This window comes from Mesorhizobium sanjuanii (assembly GCF_002529485.1).
In the GTDB taxonomy this organism is placed as follows: Bacteria; Pseudomonadota; Alphaproteobacteria; order Rhizobiales; family Rhizobiaceae; genus Mesorhizobium; species Mesorhizobium sanjuanii.
Map to the genome: position 1 here is coordinate 17,713 of NZ_NWQG01000006.1, position 17,917 is coordinate 35,629.

The window sequence follows — 17,917 nt, forward strand, 5'->3', positions numbered from 1 at the left end:
CCCCTATCAAAAAATATCGCTTTCCGGGTGGGATCAACAGTGAACTAGATAGCGGAGCCCCCATGAGAAGCAAGGAATGCCGCCATGCCAAAGCATTTCAGGACGATCGACACCGCCCGCAGAAACCTCACTGCAATCGAAAATTCCGCTATCGATGAACTCCTGGCCGGCAGGCTAGGCCGCCGCGATTTCCTCAGGCATGGCAGCTTGCTTGGCCTGTCGCTGCCATTCCTCGGAGGCATCGCCTCGGCGGTCGGCCTTGGCGCGCCGCAGGCGCGTGCTGAAGGCAAACCGGGCGGCACCGTGCGCGCCGGCGTGGCGACACCCGGCGGCGCCATCGATCCCGTCACCTATTACGACAGCGGCAGCTACCAGCTGGTTTTCCAGACCGCCGAATTCCTCTGCATCACCCAGCCGGACCTCACATTGAAGCCGGTGCTGGCCGAAAGCTGGTCGCCGAACGAGGACGGCAGCGTCTGGACCTTCAAGCTGCGCAAGGGCGTCAAGTTCCACAATGGCGAAGACTTCAGGGCGGACGATGTCGTGGCCACCTTCGATCGGCTGGCCGACCCGAGCGGCTCGTCCAACGCGCTCTCGGTGTTCAAGGGACTGCTGTCGAAAGGCGGCACCCGGAAGGTCGACGACCATACCGTCGCCTTCCATCTCGACGCGCCGAACGGCAGCTTTCCCTATTCGGTGTCGATCGACAATTACAACGCCGTCATCCTGCCGGCGAGCTACAAGGGCGACTACGAAAAGACCTTCGAGGGCACCGGTCCGTTCCGGCTGGAGAGCTACACGCCGAAGGTCGGCGCGACCTTTATCCGCAATCCCGATTATTGGGGCGAGAAGGCGCTGCCAGACCGCCTCGAATTCAAGTTCTATGGCGACGTCCAGCCGCGCATCCTGGCGCTGCAGGCCGGTGAGGTCGACCTTCTCGATGCCGTCCCGCTCGATGTCAGCCAGGTCGTGCTGAACAATCCCGATATCACCGTCCTGCGCGTCGCTTCGACCGCGCATCGCCAACTGCACATGCGCTGCGACATGGCGCCCTTCACCGACAAGCGCGTGCGCCAGGCGCTCGCCTTGTGCATCGACCGCAGCAAACTGGTCGATGGCCTCTGCCGCGGCATGGCGGCGACCGGCAATGACAGCCCGTTCGCGCCGGCCTTCCCGGCGACCGACAAATCGGTGCCGCAGCGCACGCAGGACATCGCCAAGGCAAAACAGCTTCTCGAAGCGGCGGGACTTGGCAGCGGCTTCGACATGACGCTGACGACGCTGCGCTATTCCGACATCCCCGGCTACGCGCAATTGTTCCAGAACTTCGCCAAGGAGATCGGCGCCCGCATCGCGCTCAACATCGAGGATCAGGACAAATATTACGGGAAGGCGGTGTTCGGCCAATCGGACTGGCTGGACAGCCCGCTAGGCATCACCGACTACGCGCATCGCAGCGTGCCGAACGTGTTCCTGAAAAGCCCGCTGGTCAGCGACGGGCCGTGGAACGCGGCGCACTTCAAGAATTCGACCTATGACGGCATGGTCACCAGCTATCTGAAGGCGCTCGATATCGGTGCGCAACAAAGTGCAGCGTCAGACATCCAGAAACTGCTGCTCGACGAGACGCCGGTGATCTTCAGCTATTTCCCCGACCTTCTGGTGCCGGTGCGCAAGAATGTCAGCGGGCTGCCGCCGATCGCCGCCGGGCTGCTGCTCGACCGCGTGTCCATAGGCTGATCATGACCGCGCACCAACGCCCGATCGCAAAAGAAAAGAAACGGGAGACTACCATTCGCAAACCCCATCTGCGCGGCCGCGGGCCGCATTTCCCCCTGCTCGACACTATCGTGCAGTATGAGTTCGAACCGGGCTATGTCGCCTTCACCATGCCCTGCCCCAAGCGGCTACGCGTGCAGGTCGGCTCGATGACCGTTGCCGACACGACCAAGGCGCTGGTCTTCTACGAATCCGATCATCTGCCGGTCTATTATTTCCCGATCGGCGACGTGCGCGAGGAGTTCCTGCTGCCAAGCCGGACGACGACGGAGGACCCGTTCAAGGGTGTTGCCACCCATTATTCGCTGAACACCGGCATCACGCTGGTCGAGGACGGCGCCTGGCGCTATCTAGATCCGGTCAAGGGCTGCCCGCCGATAGCGGACTACATGTCCTTCTACTGGAGCAAGATGGGCCACTGGTTCGAAGAGGACGAGGAAATCTTCGTCCATGCCCGCGACCCGTTCCGCCGCGTCGACTGCCTGCCCTCGTCACGGCGCGTGCAGGTGATCCTCGACGGCGAGCAGGTGGCGGATTCCCGCCGCGGTGTGTTCCTGTTCGAGACCGGGCATCCGGTGCGTCACTATTTGCCGATCTCCGACACCAGGCTCGATATGTTCGCGCCCAGCCGCTACATTTCGCGCTGCCCCTACAAGGGCATCTCCAATTATTACCATGTGACGACTCCCAAGAAGCGCCACGAGAACCTCGTCTGGTACTATCCCGAACCGGTGCACGAGGCCGAGCGCATCAAGGGGCTGGTGTGCTTCCACCACGAACTGGTCGACAAGATCCTGGTCGACGGCGTCGAAATCCCCAAGGAATCCACGGCCGCGTCGGACGGTTATTTCTGAGCGGGAGTGAACATCGTGGGTCTATGCTATGACATCGGCCAAAGAAGGCGAGGACGCGAAATAGCGTCCCTGTAGCAATCCTTCCCCCCCCCGCTGTCCGGCCAGACATCTTCCCCGCAAGGGGGGAGATTGGCCATCATGTCGGCTTTCGCCACGCTGCAGCGTCGAAGACTGAACGGATCGCCGAAGCTGCGATCTCCCCTTGTCAAGGGAGAAGGAAGAGACGCGCGAGGCGCAACGTCGATCCGTCCTTCGGAGCCTGGTTCTTAGCGGCCCGCTGCTAACAGCAATATGCGTTGCGCGACATGAACGTTGGTATATATAATTTCATCCCATGAAAATGGCTTCGGTGATTGCCGACAGCCGATAGCATGGGACCTTGATGGCTCGTAAGCTTGAGGGCGCCGCAAGACCGGCAATCGATCCGCGGATCACTGCTTCGCTGCCCGGCAGTCATGACGCGATCCGTCCCACACGACATCCTTATCGAATTGGGCACTATTTCCTGCGCGCCGACAGTAATGTCGGGCCATTGGGCCTTGCGCAACGACCGGCTTTTCCAACACAATCAAAAAAAGACGCCAGAGGGAACGAACGAATCTTCACCAGAGCTTGACAGGAGAACAAGCATGTCACTTCGGAGCATTATTTCTAAGGTATCAATGGGAGCCTTCACGCTGGCCGCCGCAAGCGCGCTGACGCCGGCGGCGCAAGCGGCCGCGCCTGAATCCAACGACCCGATCAAGATCGCGCTGTTCGACTGGACCAGCGTCAACCTGAACGCCAAGATCCTCGGCGGCATCCTCGAAAAGCTCGGCTACACGGTCGAGTACCCGACAGCCGACTATCTCTCCAGCCTGACCACCGGCCTCACCAATGGCGACCTCGATGTCGGCATGGAGTTCTGGGACACGACGGCCGGCGAAGCCATGAAGGCCTCCGATGCGACCGGCCAGACCGAACGGCTGGGCGCGCTCGGGCCCAAGGCCAAGGAAGAATGGTGGTATCCCGAATACATGAAGGAGAAATGCCCCGGCCTGCCCAACTGGGAAGCGCTGAAGGATCCCAAATGCGCCGAGGCCTTCTCGACGGCCGAGACGGCGCCGAAGGGTCGTTACCTCGGCGGCCCGGTGACTTGGGAAGGCTTTGACGACGAACGCGTCGAGGCGCTGAAACTGCCCTTCACCGTCATCCATGCCGGCACCGACGCGGCGATGTTCGCGGAACTCGATTCAGCCTATCAGCGCAAGGCGCCGATCATGCTTTGGGTCTATTCGCCGCACTGGGCGCCAGCAAAATACAAGGGCGAATGGGTCGAATTCCCCGAATACACGCCGGAGTGCTACAGCGACCCGAAATGGGGCACGAACCCCGACGCCAAATATGACTGCGGCAAGCCGCATGGCGAGATCTGGAAATATTCCTGGGCCGGCATGAAGGATAAATGGCCGGTCGCCTACAAGGTGGCGAAGGCCTATACGGTCGACACTGACGAACTCAACAAGATGAGCGGCGAGATCGATCTCGACGGCAAGACGCCGGAAGACGTCGCCGCCGCCTGGATCGCGGCCCACGAAGCCGACTGGAAAGCCTGGGCGCAGTGATCGTTCCGACTGGACATTGCGGGATCCGGCCATCGGGCTGGATCCCATTCGCTATTCCAGAAGGACGGCTGCATGAGCGAAGCGACTAAACAGGACCCGAAGACAGCCGGCAAGGATGCCCGGCCGGTCAAACTTGCCTGCCGCAATGTCTGGAAGCTGTTCGGATCGAATGCGGCGCCTTTCATCCGCCAGCGCGACGGCAAGGCCAGCATGGCGGAAGTCACTGCTGCCGGACTGGTCGGCGCGGTGCGCGCCGTCGACCTCGAAATCCGCCAGGGCGAAATTTTCATCATCATGGGGCTTTCGGGGTCGGGCAAGTCGACGCTGGTGCGCTGCATGTCGAGGCTGATCGAGCCGACCCATGGCAAGGTCGAGTTCGAGGGCAAGGATCTGCTCAAGATTTCAGATGCCGCGCTGATCGAGCTCAGGCGGCACCGCATGGGGATGGTGTTCCAGAATTTTGCGCTTTTGCCGCATCTCAATGTGCTGGAGAACATTGCCTTTCCGCTCGGCATCCAGGGGCAGGACCGGCCGACGCGCGAGGGACGCGCGCGGGAGGTGATCGAGCTTGTCGGCTTGCGCGGCCGCGAACATTTCTATCCGCGCGAACTCTCCGGCGGCCAGCAGCAGCGCGTCGGCATCGCCCGCAGCCTCGCCACCAAGCCGGAAGTCTGGTTCCTCGACGAGCCGTTCTCGGCGCTCGATCCGCTGATCCGCCGCGAGATGCAGGACGAACTGATGCGGCTGCAGACCATGTTGCACAAGACCATCGTCTTCATCACCCATGATTTCGACGAGGCCATCCGGCTGGCCGACCGCATCGCCATCATGAAGGACGGCGAGGTCATCCAGATCGGCACGCCGGAGGAGTTGGTGGTCAATCCGGCGACCGACTATGTCGCCGAATTCACCCGCGACGTCCACCGCGCCAAGGTGATCTCGGCGCGCAGCCTGATGCGCGCCTGTGATGGCTCAGAGCATGGCGGCACGGTGGCGCCGGAGGCCAGAATAGCAAGCTTCTCGGCTGATATCGTTGCCGCCGGCAAGCCATTCGCCGTGGTCAACGGCACCGGCAAGCCGATCGGCGAAGTGACGCCGCAAGCGGTTATCGATCTTCTGGCCGGCATAGAGCGTCCGAGAGCCGGCACATGACGGTGACGGCAAGCGCCAGCGCATCCAGGCCGCCGGTTCAGCGCTGGCTGGCGATCTGGGCTTTGGCGCTTGGCGCCGTACTGGTCGTGTTCCTGCTGCGGGATAGCGTGCCGTGGGCCGTCAGCTATCCGGCCGAGGCGATTGTCCCCGTCGCCGACTGGGTCAGTGCGTTGATGCGCTGGATAAAGTCGAACTTCTCCTGGCTGACCCGCTCGATCACCGTGGTGCTCGGCGTGCCGCTGGATTTCGCGCTCAATCTTCTGGCCAAGAATTTCAAGATCGGCCATGGCGCCGATATGGTCGTCCTGCCGCGCCTGTCCTGGGTCGGCGTCTGCGCCGCCGCATATCTCGCCGGACGGGCCGCCGGCGGCTGGAAACTCGGCGCCCTGGTCGGCGGCTGTTTCCTCTACATCGCGCTGTTCGGGCAATGGACCAGCGCCATGCTGACGCTCGGGCTGATCTCCATCGCCGTGCCGTTCTGCATCGTCACCGGCCTGTTCGTCGGCATCTGGGCATGGCGCAAGCCCTGGGCAGAGAGGCTCGTCATCTCCCCTGCCCTCGACCTGATGCAAACGATCCCGACCTTCGCGTATCTCATCCCCATGCTGCTTCTGTTCGGCAACAGCCCGGTCTCGGCGATGATCGCAACCGCGATTTTCGCGACGCCGCCAATGGTGCGGGCGACGATGCTCGGCCTGTCCAGGGTGCCGTCCGAAATCGACGATTTCAGCGAGATGGCCGGCTGCACGGCACGGCAGAAACTGTGGAAGGTGCTGTTGCCGTCGGCGCGGCCGACGCTGATGGTCGGCGTCAACCAGGTCATCATGCTGGCGCTGAACATGGTGATCATCGCCTCGATGATCGGCGCCGGCGGTCTCGGCTACGACGTGCTCCTGGCGCTGCGCGCGCTGAAGGTCGGCGAGGCCATGGAAGCCGGCCTCGCCATCGTCGCGCTGGCCATCGCCCTCGACCGGCTAAGCCAGGCCATCGCGCACAAGCAGGCCAAGGGCGGTGTCCCTCAGGAGGCCAGCCGCAACTTCTGGCAGCGCTATCCCAATCTGACGCTGGCAATCGCCATCCTCGCCATCACCACGCTGCTTGGCCTGTTCCTGCCGGCCTTCGCGGCACTGCCGAAAGCGATGACCCTGACCACGGCGCCGCTGTGGAAGGCGGCGGTGAACTGGATCACACTCAATTTCTTCGACACGATCGAAGCCTTCCGGGTGGCGCTCATCCTCAATGTGCTGAATCCGGTGCGCGCCTTCTGCGAGGGTTTTCCGTGGCTGGGGGCAGTATTCCTGCTCGGCCTTGCCGGCTACCAGCTCTCCGGCTTGCGTCTCGCTGCTCTCGTCGCCGCGCTGACCGCTTTCTGCGCCATCACCGGCCTGTGGGAAAAGACCATGGCGACGGTCTATCTCTGCGGCATCTCGGCCTTCATCGCTTGCCTGATCGGTATTCCGGTGGGGCTGATGGCGGCGCGCAGCGACCGTTTCGAAAAGATCGTCACGCCCGTCATCGACACGCTGCAGGTGCTGCCGTCCTTCTGCTTCATCATCCCGGTGGTGATGCTGTTCAGAGTTGGCGACGTCACCGCTATGATCGCCACCGTCGCCTTCGCCGTGGTGCCGGCCATCCGCTACACCAATCTCGGCATCCGGCAGGTGCCGCCGGCGCTGATCGAGGCAGCCAAGGTCTCGGGTTGCACGCCGCGTCAGACATTCTTTCGCGTGCAATTGCCGCTGGCGCTGCCGGAGATCATGCTCGGCGTCAACCAAACGATCCTGATGGCGCTGGCGATGATCATCATCTGCGCCATGGTCGGCACACGCGATCTCGGTCAGGAGGTGTTCATCGCGCTGTCCAAGGCCGATGCCGGCCGCGGCATCGTCGCGGGTCTCGCCATCGCCTTCATCGGCATCGTTGCCGACCGGCTGTTCAACGCCTGGACGGCCAAGGCACGGGCAAGGCTGGGATAGAACTCGAGCTCGAATCTCGATCACGGAGAGAACCCATGACCAGCCGGACAGCCCGCTGCACCTGCGGCCAATTGCTGATCCGCTGCCCGCAGGAGCCGGCCAAGGTATCGCTTTGCCATTGCCTCGCTTGCCAAAGGCGAACCGGAAGCCCGTTCGGGATCGCGGCATTTTTCGAAGCCCGATCAACCGAAATTGAGGGGGCTTCCCGGACGTATCAGCGCGATTCCGACAGCGGATTTCCCGTCACGTTCCACTTCTGCGAGACGTGCGGCTCGACGGTCTTCTGGTATCCATCGCGAAAGCCCACGGCCGTTGCCATCGCTGTGGGTTGTTTCGCCGACCCTTTGTTCCCACAGCCTACTCAGGCCGTGTATGGTGAAAACCGCCATGCTTGGATCGTGGCGCCGGCCTGAAAAGATTGACGCGGAAGCCTTATTCCGCCGCGACGCCTTTCACCTCGAGATAGCTCTCCATCGAATCGTCCATCGCCTGCAGCCACGGCGTATGGTGCAGCGGCGCCATCGTGCCGGTCATCAGCGAGCGGTAGGCATTGTCGCGGAAGGTCATGATGTTCTCGACCTTGTGGTGTTCCCATTCCATGAAGGTCTGGTTGACTGCCTCGACGTCGAAGCCGGGATAATCGGTCTGGTCCATCAGTTCCTTGGTGTAATCGCCCTGGAACCAGATCATCTGCTCGGCGTCTTCCAATGTCTCCTCGCGCGCCCGCCATTTCGCGCCGTGCGCCGCCATCGCCTCTGCCGAAGGCAACTTGATGCGCCCCATGATGACGTCGCGGGCGAACCAGGCCTGCGCGTCGAACATGTTGAACGTGTAGAACTGGTCCTGCATGCCGATATAGGACAGTTGCGGATTCTTCTCCCAGACGACTCCCTCATAGAGCCCGTCCGGCCACATGCGGTTGGCGGTCTTGAGCTTCAAATCGTCGGTAAGGAAGGGGAAGGAGTGGAGGTAGCCGGTGCACAGGATGATGGCGTCGACATCCTTGGTGCTGCCGTCCTTGAAATGCGCGGTCTTGCCGACGACCTTCTGCAGCAGCGGCACTTCCTTCCAGTTCTCCGGCCATTTGAAGCCCATCGGCTTGGAGCGGTAGCTGGAGGTGATCGATTTGGCGCCGTATTTGTAGCATTGCGAACCGATGTCCTCGGCCGAATAGGAGCGGCCGATGATCAATATGTCCTTGCCCTTGAATTCCATGGCGTCGCGGAAATCATGGCTGTGCAGGATGCGGCCGTTGAAGGTCGAAAAGCCCTCGAAATAAGGCACGTTGGGCACCGAGAAATGCCCCGAGGCGACGACGACATTGTCGAACTCTTCCGAATAGGTCACGTCGTTGGCGCGGTCATGCGCGGTGACGGTGAATTTCTTCGTCTGATCCGAGAACGTGACCATGCGCACCGGGCTGTTGAAGCGCACCCATTTGCGCACGCCGGATTTTTCGACGCGGCCCTTGATGTAGTCCCACAGCACGGCGCGCGGCGGATAGGAGCCAATCGGCCGGCCGAAGTGCTCCTCGAACGTGTAGTCGGCAAATTCGAGGCATTCCTTCGGCCCATTCGACCAGAGATAGCGGTACATCGAGCCGTGGACCGGATCGCCATGCTCGTCGAGACCGGTGCGCCAGGTGTAATTCCAGAGGCCACCCCAGTCGGACTGCTTTTCGAAGCAGACGATCTCGGGAATATCGGCGCCCTTGTCGGCGGCTGACTTGAAGGCCCTGAGCTGGGCCATACCGGACGGTCCGGCACCAATGACGGCAACACGACTTTTCATTGCGGACCTCCCGTCCTGATTTCGACTTCTGTCTTGACGCAATTCCCAAGGGAAAGCGCTACGAGCTTTTCCCGGGAACCGTTTCACACTTTTCCTGGAATTGCTCTTACGAAACAAATTTCACTGACAGGGACAGTAATTGGCGCTCCCGTGCTGTCAACAGGTCTTGCGTCGAAACAGCGTTGCGCGATCGCAACTTTCAGGGGGAAAAGCGGTCGCGGACCAAACATCGGGAAAAACCGCGTGATCCATCACGCGGGGCTTGTTGCGGCGGTTGCGCTATTGTATCGGCAGCGAATATGTTCACCTTGAGTGAAATAAATCCACAGGGTTCGGGGCGGCGACATGGCGAAAAAGTCTTCAGAGTCCAAGCCTGGCATCGCCGCGGCCAAGGCCAAGCCATTGCCTAAGGCCGCCGATGGGCGAACCATCCGCACACCACTCACCCAAAACCCGCACGCCATTCGCGACACCCGTGAAAAGGTGCTGGAAGTCGCGATCGGCCGCGAGGTCCGGGCGTTCCGCAAGAAGCTCGGCATCACCGTCGCCGACCTGGCGGTCGCCACCGAAATTTCGCTCGGCATGCTGTCGAAGATCGAGAATGGCATCACCTCGCCGTCGCTGACGACACTGCAGGCGCTGTCGCGGGCGCTCGGCGTTCCCGTCACCGCCTTCTTCCGCCGCTTCGAGGAGGAGCGCAGCGCTGTCTTCGTCAAGGCGGGCGAAGGGCTTGATGTCGAACGCCGCGGCACGCGCGCCGGCCACCAGTACAATCTGCTCGGGCATATCGGCTCCAACACCAGTGGCGTCGTCGTCGAACCCTATCTAATCACGCTAACCGAGGATTCCGATGTGTTCCCGACCTTCCAGCATGAGGGCATGGAGTTCCTCTACATGCTTGAAGGCGAAGTCGTTTACCGGCACGGCAGCCACCTCTATCCGATGAAGCCGGGCGACAGCCTGTTCTTCGACGCCGACGCGCCGCACGGGCCGGAACAGTTGACCCAGTTGCCGATGCGCTACCTCTCGATCATCTGCTATGCGCAGAACAGCGCGGGTTGAGGCGAAATCGGGGCCAGTTTTGGGCGAGATGCACTAGCGCCCGCGACGGCTGGTTGTTGAGGCAAGGTACCCAAGCGCGAGCGTCATGGCGGCAACCGCGATCCCGGTGCAGATCACGCCTGCCGGTGTTATCCTGGCACTGCCCTGCAACGTGATATGCTTCCCTACTCGCAGATCGAAAACTGATTTGATTTCTTCAGGATGCGAGGGCGAAGGCTCTTCTTGAACAACTGGCATCATTAGAACTCCGGTTCAAATCTGCCATCGCCCCACAATGACCGGCGCGAGCAACTATGCCCGGTGAGAGGCAGCGCAAACACTACAAATCAAACTCAATCCGGCCCAAACCCCGGACTCGTCGGGCTGCCGTCATCCAGCTTCGACAGCCATTCGACCAGTGTCGGGCGATAGCGGGTCAGGCCCTTGTAGGTGGCGAGTTCCTCAGGCAGGTCACGGATGACGCGGTGCAGACGCCGCGCCCATTTCGGCTGCGTCACCAGCTCGTCCATCTTGATCAGGTAGCAGCGGATCGGAAAGACTATGCCGTTGGAGCGTGGCAGCCGCCAGAAGCTTTGCAGCTCGACGCGCAGATGCACCTTATCACCGACGTTCTCCGCCGTCACCGTCGTCCGGTCCGGTCCCCATTTGTGATAATTTTCCGGGCTGGTGTCGAGGCGCGGGTTGATGGTCATGGTCCAGTTCAACCGCCGTGCCGGCTTGCCTTGCTGGATATTGGTGAGGAACTTCAAGGCCCTGACGAAAATCCCCTTTTCATGCGCCAGCGGCACCGGCGCGTGCCACTCGAAGAAGTTCATGCCGATGTCGAAATCGAGCGACCAGTCGGCCTGGGTGGTGACCATGCCGGCATCCATCCACAGATTGCCGTCACGCTGGTCGAGGATGCAGAAATCGCCCTGGCTCTGCCTGGTGATGTATTCCATCGGCCCGTAAGGCAGCGTCGAGACATCGCCGAAGGTGAAGGTGTCGTCGATGCCGAGCGGGCGGTTGATCCAGCGCCAGCGGTCGCCGTCGCGGGTGAGCGTGAAATGCTCGGGGTAGCCCAGCGCTTGCTGTTCCATCAGGAGTTCGAGCAGGTCCCAGCCGGCCAGCGTCATGTGCGGCAGCGACTGGCAGCGCAGCGGATCCTCGGCCAGCACCAAAGCGCGGTCCTGCATCTCGGAGACATAGTGCTCGTCGACGTCGATCAGGTTTTCGAGCACGCTGCCCTTCGGCCCGACAACATGCGGCTCAATGTTAACCGCATACATGTAGCTGTCTTCGTGGAATGGAAACGGAAACCGCCTGATGTGCTCCGGGCTGTTCCTGAAAGTGAAGTCGTCGCGGAACGTTTCCTTGCGAAAGGTGATGCCCAAGCTCGCCTCCTATCTTTCCAAGACCAGCGACCGGCCCTCGAAGCGCGACACGCACGGCATGATCTTGCAGCCGGAACGATGGTCTTCCTCGCTCAGCCAGTGATCGTTGTGAATGAATTTGCCGTCATGCGCGATGACGTTGGTTTCGCACTGGCCGCAGACGCCGCCGCGGCAGAGATAGGGTGGATCGACGCCGGCCGCCTCGATCGCTTCTAGCAGACTCTGCTGCTCGTCGACGCGGATCGTCTTGCCGGTGACGGCCAGCGTCACGTCGAAGGGTGCGCCGGGCTGCGGTGCCGCGAAATGCTCGAAATGCACGGTTTCCGACGGCCAGCCCAAGGCGGCGGCGCGGTCGCGCACCCAAGCGATCATCCCGGATGGACCGCAAACATAGAGATGCGTGCCGAGCGGCTGCGAGGATAAGAGCCGGTCGAGATCGATGCGCTCGTCGCGATCGTCGTGATAGAGCCTGACGCGGCGGTCGTAGCGTTCCCGCAGCACATCGGCATAGGTGCCGAGCGAGGCGGTGCGGCACGTGTAGTGCAATTCGAAATTGCCGCCTTCCGCCGCCAGTTGCGCGGTCTGCGCCATGAACGGGGTGATGCCGATGCCGCCGGCCAGCATCAGGTGTTTCTTGGCGCGCAAATCGAGCGAGAACAAATTGACCGGATAGCTGATCACCATCTCCAGGCCCGGCTTGACGCTCCGGTGCATGAACAGCGAGCCGCCGCGCCCGACATCGTCACGGCGCACCGAGATCGTGTATTCACGGGTGTCGAGCGGCGAGCCCATCAGCGAATAGGGATTGAGCCTGGTCCGCTCGCCATCGCGCATCTCGACCACGACATGGGCGCCGCCGGAAAAGGTCGGCAAAAGCTCGCCGTCACGCCGGCGAAAATGGAAGCGCGTCACCAGATCGTTGACCGGGACGACATCGGAGACGACGACATCAAGCTTGGTGGTGCCGGTGCTCATCGAAATATCTCCTCCATGGGAGGAATTTCGCTACGATCCTCGGCGTTGATGCAGACCCCCTGGAAGGCCGCAAGACGCCGCGAGTAATGATCGCGTACCAGAAGAAGCAGGCCACAATGCGAACAGGTCGCCGGCTGCGTCGTCACGTTTTCGGTGATGCCCTTGCAATGCACGCATTGCATGCGCCGCGCCAGCGAACCGCGATGTTCGGTCTGGATCGAGGTATGGTCGATGCCGGCTTCGAGCGCGACCTGCATGGCCTGGCCGATCAGCCCCTCAGTGCCTGCGAGATAGAGGCGCAGCCCCATATGCGCGTTGGCCAGCGTCTGTTTGAGCCGTGGCAAGGCACTGGCGAAGGAATATCCCTGGTAAAACTGCGCCGGCTTCAACGCTTCGAGCGCTTCGACATACTTGCCGTCAGGACCGGGGATGAAGATGATGTGGGCGCCGTCAAAAAACCCGACGGGCGCCTTGGCGGCCATGTCCGTTATTGCCAGCGCGCCCTCGGCATCCGCGATGAAAAGATGGTGCTTGCCGGGCTGCGGAGACAAGGTTCCGTAAACGGGCCGGCTAATGATACTTTTGGCTGCCATTCTCTGTTTATGCCTCGAACCGCTCGCCTTTGACTATGCCTCAGCCTTTCGCCGTGCGCTTGGTCTTCTTCGGATCATCGAAGGGAAGCGGCTGCGCGGTGGCATTGATCGCACCGCTCTTGTTGCGGATCTCCAGCTTGGTGTCCTTGACGGCGCAGTCGACATCAAGCCTGGCGATGCCCATCGATTTCTTGACCAATGGCGAATACATGGCGCAGGTCACCACGCCGACTTTTTTGCCGTCGCGATAGACCGGCGCGCCCTCGTCGGCCGGCTCCTTGCCGTCGAGGAGCACGCCATAGATCTTGAAGCGCTCCTGGCCCTTGAGGCGGTAGTGTTCCTCGGCGCCGCGAAAGCCTGTCTTGCCGGGGCTGACGGTGAAGTCGAGGCCGAGCTCCCACAGCGTGTCGCCGGGGCCTTCATTGTCGAACGGATACTTTTGGGAATTATCGTAGGGATAAAACAGCAGGTAGCTCTCGACGCGCAACATGTCGAGCGTGGTGAAGCGGCAAGGAATGATGCCGGCGCCCTTGCCCTCGTCGAGGATCCTGTCCCAGATCGCGCCGGCATCCTGGCCGCGGCAGAAGATCTCGTAGCCCCGCTCGCCGGTGTAGCCGGTGCGCGAAATCATCACCGGAAAGCCGAACAGCTGCGTCTGCATATGATGGAAATAGGGCAGATCGCGAATGCCCGGCACATGCTTCGAGAGATAGTCGACAGCGGTCGGACCCTGCAGCGACAGGTCGTGCAGATTGTCGTCGAAGCGCAGCGAGACGTCGCGCCCCATCGCTGCCCGCTGCAGCTCCTCATGGCCGGTGCCCGAACCATGCACGACCATCCAGGAATTCGGGCCGGTGCGGTAGAGGATGCAGTCGTCGGTGAATTTTCCCGCCTCATTGAGCATGCAGGCGTAGGCCGACTTGCCGGGATAGATCTTTTCCACATCGCGCGTCGTAGCGAGGTCGATCAGGTGCGAGGCATGCGGCCCGGTGATGTGGACCTTCTTGAGGCCAGAGACGTCCATCAGCCCGGCCTTGGTGCGGATGGCGATGTATTCCTCGTCGGCATCCTTGTCGTAGGTCCAGGCGGTGCCCATGCCGCTCCAGTCTTCGAGCTTCGAGCCGAGCGCGCGATGGCGATCCGCCAGGGTCGAAAATCTCCAGGATGCCGTCATGGGCCTGCTTCTCCCTCAACATAATTGCCAACGTTTCGCCGCTTCAAGGCCCTCATGAGCCGGGGCAACGTTGCGAACCATATTGACTCAAAACTCCAAAAGCGCGCAATACTAAGATGCAAAAAGTTTTACTAGGAGGCAAGGAACTCAGCTGAAGAGAGGGGACATAAAATGGAAGGGAATCTCAACGCTCTAACGACCATTTTCACGGAATTCTATTATTGGGTGACCATCGTCATGATGTTCCTCATCCACGTCGGGTTCTGCACCTACGAGGTGGGGGTGTCACGCCGTCGCAATCACCTGAAAACGCTTATGAAGAACGCGATGGCGATCCCGCTCGTCACGGTGACGTTCTATCTTTTCGGCTGGTGGATCTATTTCGGATTCCCCAACGGACCGGGCATGGTCGCGGGCGGACTTGTCGCGGCACCATTCGCCGAACCGTGGAATCCGCTGATGGGCGCCCATCTCTCCGGCGTCAATCCAGGCGAATCGGGGGTCACGCCGGCCGATGCCGCGCTGTGGCATCGCCTCAACGGCGTGTTCTGGGGCGCCTTCCTGCTGTTCTCCATCACGACGGCGTCGATCATCTCGGGTTCGATCATAGAACGCGCGCGCTCGGGCGCGTTCTGGATCGTCGCGGTGCTGGTCGGCTCGGTCCTGTGGATCCTCGACGCATCCTGGGGCTGGCATCCGCAAGGCTGGATGGTGAAGCTCTGGGGTTATCATGACGCCTATGCATCGGGCGTCGTGCACGCCATAGCGGGCGGAGCGGCGCTCGCCTTCCTCATCGTGCTCGGTCCGCGCATCGGCAAGTTCAGGCCCGACGGCACGGCCCGAGACATCCCGCCCCACAATGTGTGGCTGGTCACGATCGGGCTGTTCCTGATCTACACCGGCTTCTGGGGCTTCTACGCCGCGTGCAACATTCCGCTGATCAGCCCGGAGGTCATTGCCGGCCAGATCACCGGCGAGACCTGGACGACGACCAACATCTACCTCGGGCCGACCACGCTCTCGGCGATCACCTTCAACTTCCTGATGTCGCTGTCGGGCGGGATGCTGGCCGGCTATATCGTCTCCAAGGGCGACCCGTTCTGGACGTTCTCGATGGGGCTTTGCGGCGTCATCTCGGCTTCGGCAGGCAACGATCTCTATCACCCGATCCAGGCGATGCTGATCGGCGCGATCGTCCCTAGCATCTGCTACAAGCTGCACTACTTCGTCGAGCGCCGCTTCAAGATCGACGATGCGGTGGGCGCCGTTGCCGTGCACGGCTATGGCGGTTTCCTCGGCGTCGTGGTGGCGGGTTTCATGCTGTGGGGACAGCCGTCCTCGCCCTATGAGGGGTTCGCGCACATCAATCCGCTCGGCAATTTCGCGGGCGCGGTGCTGATGTTCGCGCTCGGCTTCGTCCCCACCCTTGTTGTCTGCAAGATCCTCAACGGGATGAACCTGCTGCGTGTGCCTGCCAAGGTCGAACTCGAGGGCGTCGACTTTGCCCTCAACCATGCGTTCGAGGCATCGGTGCGAGAAGTGGGATCTGCCGAAAAGGCCATGATCAAATAGCCAACCGACAGGAGAACTCGCAATGTCCACCAATGGCATGGAAAGCTGGGCCGTCGACCTCAAGGACGTCGGCGCAATCTACCCGTTTCAGGGTTCAGAAGTGCTGATGGTCATCATCGGCCTCGTTTTCTGGATCGGCTGGCACGTCCTCCAGACGCGCCACGAGAACGCTGAAATCGAGGCCGACATGGCCGCGGACCGCAGCGGCGACGAGACACGAGAGGCGATCGACCGCTATTAGTCTCAATATCTGTCACCTGGCGCCGCCTGCGCCAGGTGACTTGTTTTTTCTTATGAAAAAAACTTTCATGTGAGTTGAATTCCAGGGACTCATTCGATACATGATCCGGAAGCTACAAAACGTCGGAGGCTGACATGTGTGGAATCGTCGGACTTTTCTTGAAGGACAAGGCGCTGGAACCCAAGCTGGGCGCAATGCTTTCGGAGATGCTGATCTCGCTCAGCGACCGCGGTCCCGATAGCGCCGGCATCGCCATCTACGGTGCGCCGATCGGCAACGAGGCCAAGATCACCATCCAGTCGGCGAAGCCGGAACGCGATTTCCGCGGTCTCGATACCGAACTCGCCAAGGCCATCGGCGCGCCGGTGAGCGTGGCGATAAAGTCGACGCATGCAGTCGTCAGGACCAGGCCCGACAAGATCGACGAGGCGCGTGAGGCGATCCAGGCGCTGAGGCCCGATATCCGCATCATGGGCGCCGGCGACGTGGTGGAAATCTACAAGGAAGTCGGCCTGCCGGAAGCCGTCGTCGAGCGTTTCGACGTCCGCAAGATGACCGGCACGCATGGCATCGGCCATACCCGAATGGCGACCGAATCGGCTGTCACAACGATGGGCGCGCATCCGTTCTCGACTGGCGCCGACCAGTGCCTGGTGCATAATGGTTCGCTCTCCAACCACAACAATGTACGGCGCGAGCTGGTCCGCGAAGGCATGACATTCGAGACCGAGAACGACACCGAAGTGGCGGCCGCCTATCTCTCCTCGCAGATGGCGCATGGCAAGAATCTCGGCGAGGCGCTGGAAGGCACGCTCAGCGATCTCGATGGCTTCTTCACCTTCGTCGTCGGTACCAAGAACGGCTTCGGCGTGGTGCGCGACCCGATCGCCTGCAAGCCTGCCGTGATGGCGGAGACCGACCAATATGTCGCCTTCGGTTCCGAATATCGTGCGCTTACCAAACTGCCCGGCATAGACAATGCGAGGGTCTGGGAACCCGAGCCCGCGACCGTCTATTTCTGGGAGCATTGAGCTGATGCCGGCAACCAAGCTTTCAAAGACGGCAGCGCACGATAACGCATCACGGGTCTTCGATCTCGACGCGATGTCGCTGCGCGAGCTCAACCAGGCGCTTCACAAGTTGACCCCCGGCTCCAACGAGACCGCCTGGGAGGTGCTCCATCCAAAAGGCAGCCACTCGGTCGCCGTCGGCGTCGACCAGCCGGTCACCATCGATGTGCGCGGCAGCGTCGGCTATTATTGCGGCGGCATGAACGATGGCGCCGCGATCACCGTCCACGGTTCGGCCGGGCCGGGCGTCGGCGAGAACATGATGTCGGGCTCGATCACCATCAAGGGCGACGCCAGCCAATATGCCGGCGCCACCGGACGGGGCGGATTGCTGGTCATCGAAGGCAATGCCTCGTCGCGCTGCGGCATCTCGATGAAAGGCATCGACATCGTCGTGCATGGCAATATCGGCCACATGTCGGCCTTCATGGCGCAATCGGGCAATCTGGTGGTGCTGGGCGATGCCGGCGATGCGCTGGGCGATTCCATCTACGAGGCGCGGCTGTTCGTGCGCGGCAAGGTCGACAGCCTCGGCGCCGACTGCATCGCCAAGGAGATGCGGCCTGAGCATCTGGAGCTACTGCAAGGCTTGCTCGACCGCGCCTGCGTGACCGGCGTCAAGCCGGCCGAGTTCAAGCGCTACGGCTCGGCGCGCACGCTCTACAATTTCAATATCGACAATGCCGACGCATATTGAGGCA

17 protein-coding genes are annotated in these 17,917 nt (G+C 61.7%); 11 read left to right on the forward strand and 6 right to left on the reverse strand.

Annotation, left to right across the window (positions count from 1 at the left end):
* The first annotated feature begins 84 nt into the window (after nucleotides 1–84).
* The 6 genes from CN311_RS01150 to CN311_RS01175 all read left to right on the forward strand — a co-directional run bounded on the left by CN311_RS01150 (nucleotide 85) and on the right by CN311_RS01175 (nucleotide 7,778).
* On the forward strand, nucleotides 85–1,740 hold the full coding sequence (locus CN311_RS01150; RefSeq protein WP_097571606.1) for an ABC transporter substrate-binding protein: 1,656 nt from the start codon (nucleotides 85–87) through the stop codon (nucleotides 1,738–1,740).
* Between the two features lie 2 nt (nucleotides 1,741–1,742).
* Complete coding sequence (locus CN311_RS01155) at nucleotides 1,743–2,633, forward strand: DUF427 domain-containing protein (RefSeq protein WP_165779544.1); 891 nt, start codon at nucleotides 1,743–1,745, stop codon at nucleotides 2,631–2,633.
* A gap of 629 nt (nucleotides 2,634–3,262) precedes the next feature.
* The gene (locus tag CN311_RS01160) at nucleotides 3,263–4,237 is read left to right on the forward strand and encodes an ABC transporter substrate-binding protein (protein WP_097571607.1); all 975 of its coding nucleotides are present in this window, start codon (nucleotides 3,263–3,265) and stop codon (nucleotides 4,235–4,237) included.
* A 72-nt stretch (nucleotides 4,238–4,309) separates the two neighbouring features.
* Complete coding sequence (locus CN311_RS01165; protein ID WP_097571608.1) at nucleotides 4,310–5,389, forward strand: quaternary amine ABC transporter ATP-binding protein; 1,080 nt, start codon at nucleotides 4,310–4,312, stop codon at nucleotides 5,387–5,389.
* Nucleotides 5,386–7,365: an ABC transporter permease gene (locus CN311_RS01170; RefSeq protein WP_097571609.1), complete on the forward strand. Its 1,980-nt coding sequence runs from the start codon at nucleotides 5,386–5,388 to the stop codon at nucleotides 7,363–7,365. Before CN311_RS01165 ends, CN311_RS01170 begins: the two co-directional genes overlap by 4 nt.
* 35 nt (nucleotides 7,366–7,400) lie before the next feature.
* Nucleotides 7,401–7,778: a GFA family protein gene (locus CN311_RS01175; RefSeq protein WP_097571610.1), complete on the forward strand. Its 378-nt coding sequence runs from the start codon at nucleotides 7,401–7,403 to the stop codon at nucleotides 7,776–7,778.
* 19 nt (nucleotides 7,779–7,797) lie between these two features.
* Here the strand turns inward: CN311_RS01175 and CN311_RS01180 are convergent, their stop codons facing one another.
* Nucleotides 7,798–9,156, reverse strand: coding sequence for an NAD(P)-binding domain-containing protein (locus CN311_RS01180; RefSeq protein WP_097571611.1), 1,359 nt, complete (start codon nucleotides 9,154–9,156; stop codon nucleotides 7,798–7,800).
* 345 nt (nucleotides 9,157–9,501) lie between these two features.
* Here CN311_RS01180 and CN311_RS01185 point away from each other — a divergent pair, with 345 nt between their 5' ends.
* On the forward strand, nucleotides 9,502–10,218 hold the full coding sequence (locus CN311_RS01185) for a helix-turn-helix domain-containing protein (protein WP_097571612.1): 717 nt from the start codon (nucleotides 9,502–9,504) through the stop codon (nucleotides 10,216–10,218).
* Between the two features lie 33 nt (nucleotides 10,219–10,251).
* Here CN311_RS01185 and CN311_RS01190 read toward each other — a convergent pair whose 3' ends face one another.
* The 5 genes from CN311_RS01190 to CN311_RS01210 form a co-directional block, all read right to left on the reverse strand.
* Complete coding sequence (locus CN311_RS01190) at nucleotides 10,252–10,458, reverse strand: hypothetical protein (RefSeq protein ID WP_245440677.1); 207 nt, start codon at nucleotides 10,456–10,458, stop codon at nucleotides 10,252–10,254.
* 92 nt (nucleotides 10,459–10,550) lie between these two features.
* A complete protein-coding gene (locus CN311_RS01195; protein ID WP_097571613.1) occupies nucleotides 10,551–11,591 on the reverse strand; it encodes a heme-dependent oxidative N-demethylase family protein in 1,041 nt (346 codons plus the stop codon).
* A 9-nt stretch (nucleotides 11,592–11,600) separates the two neighbouring features.
* Nucleotides 11,601–12,566, reverse strand: a complete 966-nt coding sequence (locus tag CN311_RS01200; RefSeq protein ID WP_097571614.1) for a PDR/VanB family oxidoreductase — start codon at nucleotides 12,564–12,566, stop codon at nucleotides 11,601–11,603.
* Nucleotides 12,563–13,159 (reverse strand): dimethylamine monooxygenase subunit DmmA family protein, encoded by a 597-nt coding sequence (locus CN311_RS01205; protein WP_097571615.1) that lies wholly within the window; start codon nucleotides 13,157–13,159, stop codon nucleotides 12,563–12,565. The genes CN311_RS01200 and CN311_RS01205 overlap by 4 nt, the downstream gene beginning before the upstream one ends.
* A 40-nt stretch (nucleotides 13,160–13,199) precedes the next feature.
* Nucleotides 13,200–14,333, reverse strand: coding sequence for an aminomethyl transferase family protein (locus tag CN311_RS01210; RefSeq protein WP_097571616.1), 1,134 nt, complete (start codon nucleotides 14,331–14,333; stop codon nucleotides 13,200–13,202).
* A 171-nt stretch (nucleotides 14,334–14,504) separates the two neighbouring features.
* On the opposite strand from CN311_RS01210, the gene CN311_RS01215 reads away from it, so the two are divergent.
* The 4 genes from CN311_RS01215 (at nucleotide 14,505) to CN311_RS01230 (ending at nucleotide 17,913) form a co-directional block, all read left to right on the forward strand.
* Nucleotides 14,505–15,905: an ammonium transporter gene (locus CN311_RS01215; RefSeq protein ID WP_097571617.1), complete on the forward strand. Its 1,401-nt coding sequence runs from the start codon at nucleotides 14,505–14,507 to the stop codon at nucleotides 15,903–15,905.
* Nucleotides 15,906–15,927: 22 nt separating this feature from the next.
* Nucleotides 15,928–16,146 (forward strand): hypothetical protein, encoded by a 219-nt coding sequence (locus CN311_RS01220; RefSeq protein ID WP_006330135.1) that lies wholly within the window; start codon nucleotides 15,928–15,930, stop codon nucleotides 16,144–16,146.
* A gap of 134 nt (nucleotides 16,147–16,280) precedes the next feature.
* Nucleotides 16,281–17,177 carry a class II glutamine amidotransferase gene (locus tag CN311_RS01225; protein ID WP_097571618.1) on the forward strand — a complete coding sequence of 299 codons (897 nt, stop codon included), beginning with the start codon at nucleotides 16,281–16,283 and terminating at the stop codon, nucleotides 17,175–17,177.
* A 4-nt stretch (nucleotides 17,178–17,181) separates the two neighbouring features.
* Nucleotides 17,182–17,913, forward strand: a complete 732-nt coding sequence (locus CN311_RS01230; RefSeq protein WP_097571619.1) for a GltB/FmdC/FwdC-like GXGXG domain-containing protein — start codon at nucleotides 17,182–17,184, stop codon at nucleotides 17,911–17,913.
* Nucleotides 17,914–17,917 lie beyond the last annotated feature (4 nt).

What these genes read in the sequence shown, in the direction of transcription:
- CN311_RS01150 (WP_097571606.1), top strand. Translation starts at nt 85, where the DNA reads ATGCCAAAGCATTTCAGGACGATCGACACCGCCCGCAGAAACCTCACT.
- CN311_RS01155 (WP_165779544.1), top strand. Translation starts at nt 1,743, where the DNA reads ATGACCGCGCACCAACGCCCGATCGCAAAAGAAAAGAAACGGGAGACT.
- CN311_RS01160 (WP_097571607.1), top strand. Translation starts at nt 3,263, where the DNA reads ATGTCACTTCGGAGCATTATTTCTAAGGTATCAATGGGAGCCTTCACG.
- CN311_RS01165 (WP_097571608.1), top strand. Translation starts at nt 4,310, where the DNA reads ATGAGCGAAGCGACTAAACAGGACCCGAAGACAGCCGGCAAGGATGCC.
- CN311_RS01170 (WP_097571609.1), top strand. Translation starts at nt 5,386, where the DNA reads ATGACGGTGACGGCAAGCGCCAGCGCATCCAGGCCGCCGGTTCAGCGC.
- CN311_RS01175 (WP_097571610.1), top strand. Translation starts at nt 7,401, where the DNA reads ATGACCAGCCGGACAGCCCGCTGCACCTGCGGCCAATTGCTGATCCGC.
- CN311_RS01180 (WP_097571611.1), bottom strand. Translation starts at nt 9,156, where the DNA reads ATGAAAAGTCGTGTTGCCGTCATTGGTGCCGGACCGTCCGGTATGGCC.
- CN311_RS01185 (WP_097571612.1), top strand. Translation starts at nt 9,502, where the DNA reads ATGGCGAAAAAGTCTTCAGAGTCCAAGCCTGGCATCGCCGCGGCCAAG.
- CN311_RS01190 (WP_245440677.1), bottom strand. Translation starts at nt 10,458, where the DNA reads ATGATGCCAGTTGTTCAAGAAGAGCCTTCGCCCTCGCATCCTGAAGAA.
- CN311_RS01200 (WP_097571614.1), bottom strand. Translation starts at nt 12,566, where the DNA reads ATGAGCACCGGCACCACCAAGCTTGATGTCGTCGTCTCCGATGTCGTC.
- CN311_RS01205 (WP_097571615.1), bottom strand. Translation starts at nt 13,159, where the DNA reads ATGGCAGCCAAAAGTATCATTAGCCGGCCCGTTTACGGAACCTTGTCT.
- CN311_RS01210 (WP_097571616.1), bottom strand. Translation starts at nt 14,333, where the DNA reads ATGACGGCATCCTGGAGATTTTCGACCCTGGCGGATCGCCATCGCGCG.
- CN311_RS01215 (WP_097571617.1), top strand. Translation starts at nt 14,505, where the DNA reads ATGGAAGGGAATCTCAACGCTCTAACGACCATTTTCACGGAATTCTAT.
- CN311_RS01220 (WP_006330135.1), top strand. Translation starts at nt 15,928, where the DNA reads ATGTCCACCAATGGCATGGAAAGCTGGGCCGTCGACCTCAAGGACGTC.
- CN311_RS01225 (WP_097571618.1), top strand. Translation starts at nt 16,281, where the DNA reads ATGTGTGGAATCGTCGGACTTTTCTTGAAGGACAAGGCGCTGGAACCC.
- CN311_RS01230 (WP_097571619.1), top strand. Translation starts at nt 17,182, where the DNA reads ATGCCGGCAACCAAGCTTTCAAAGACGGCAGCGCACGATAACGCATCA.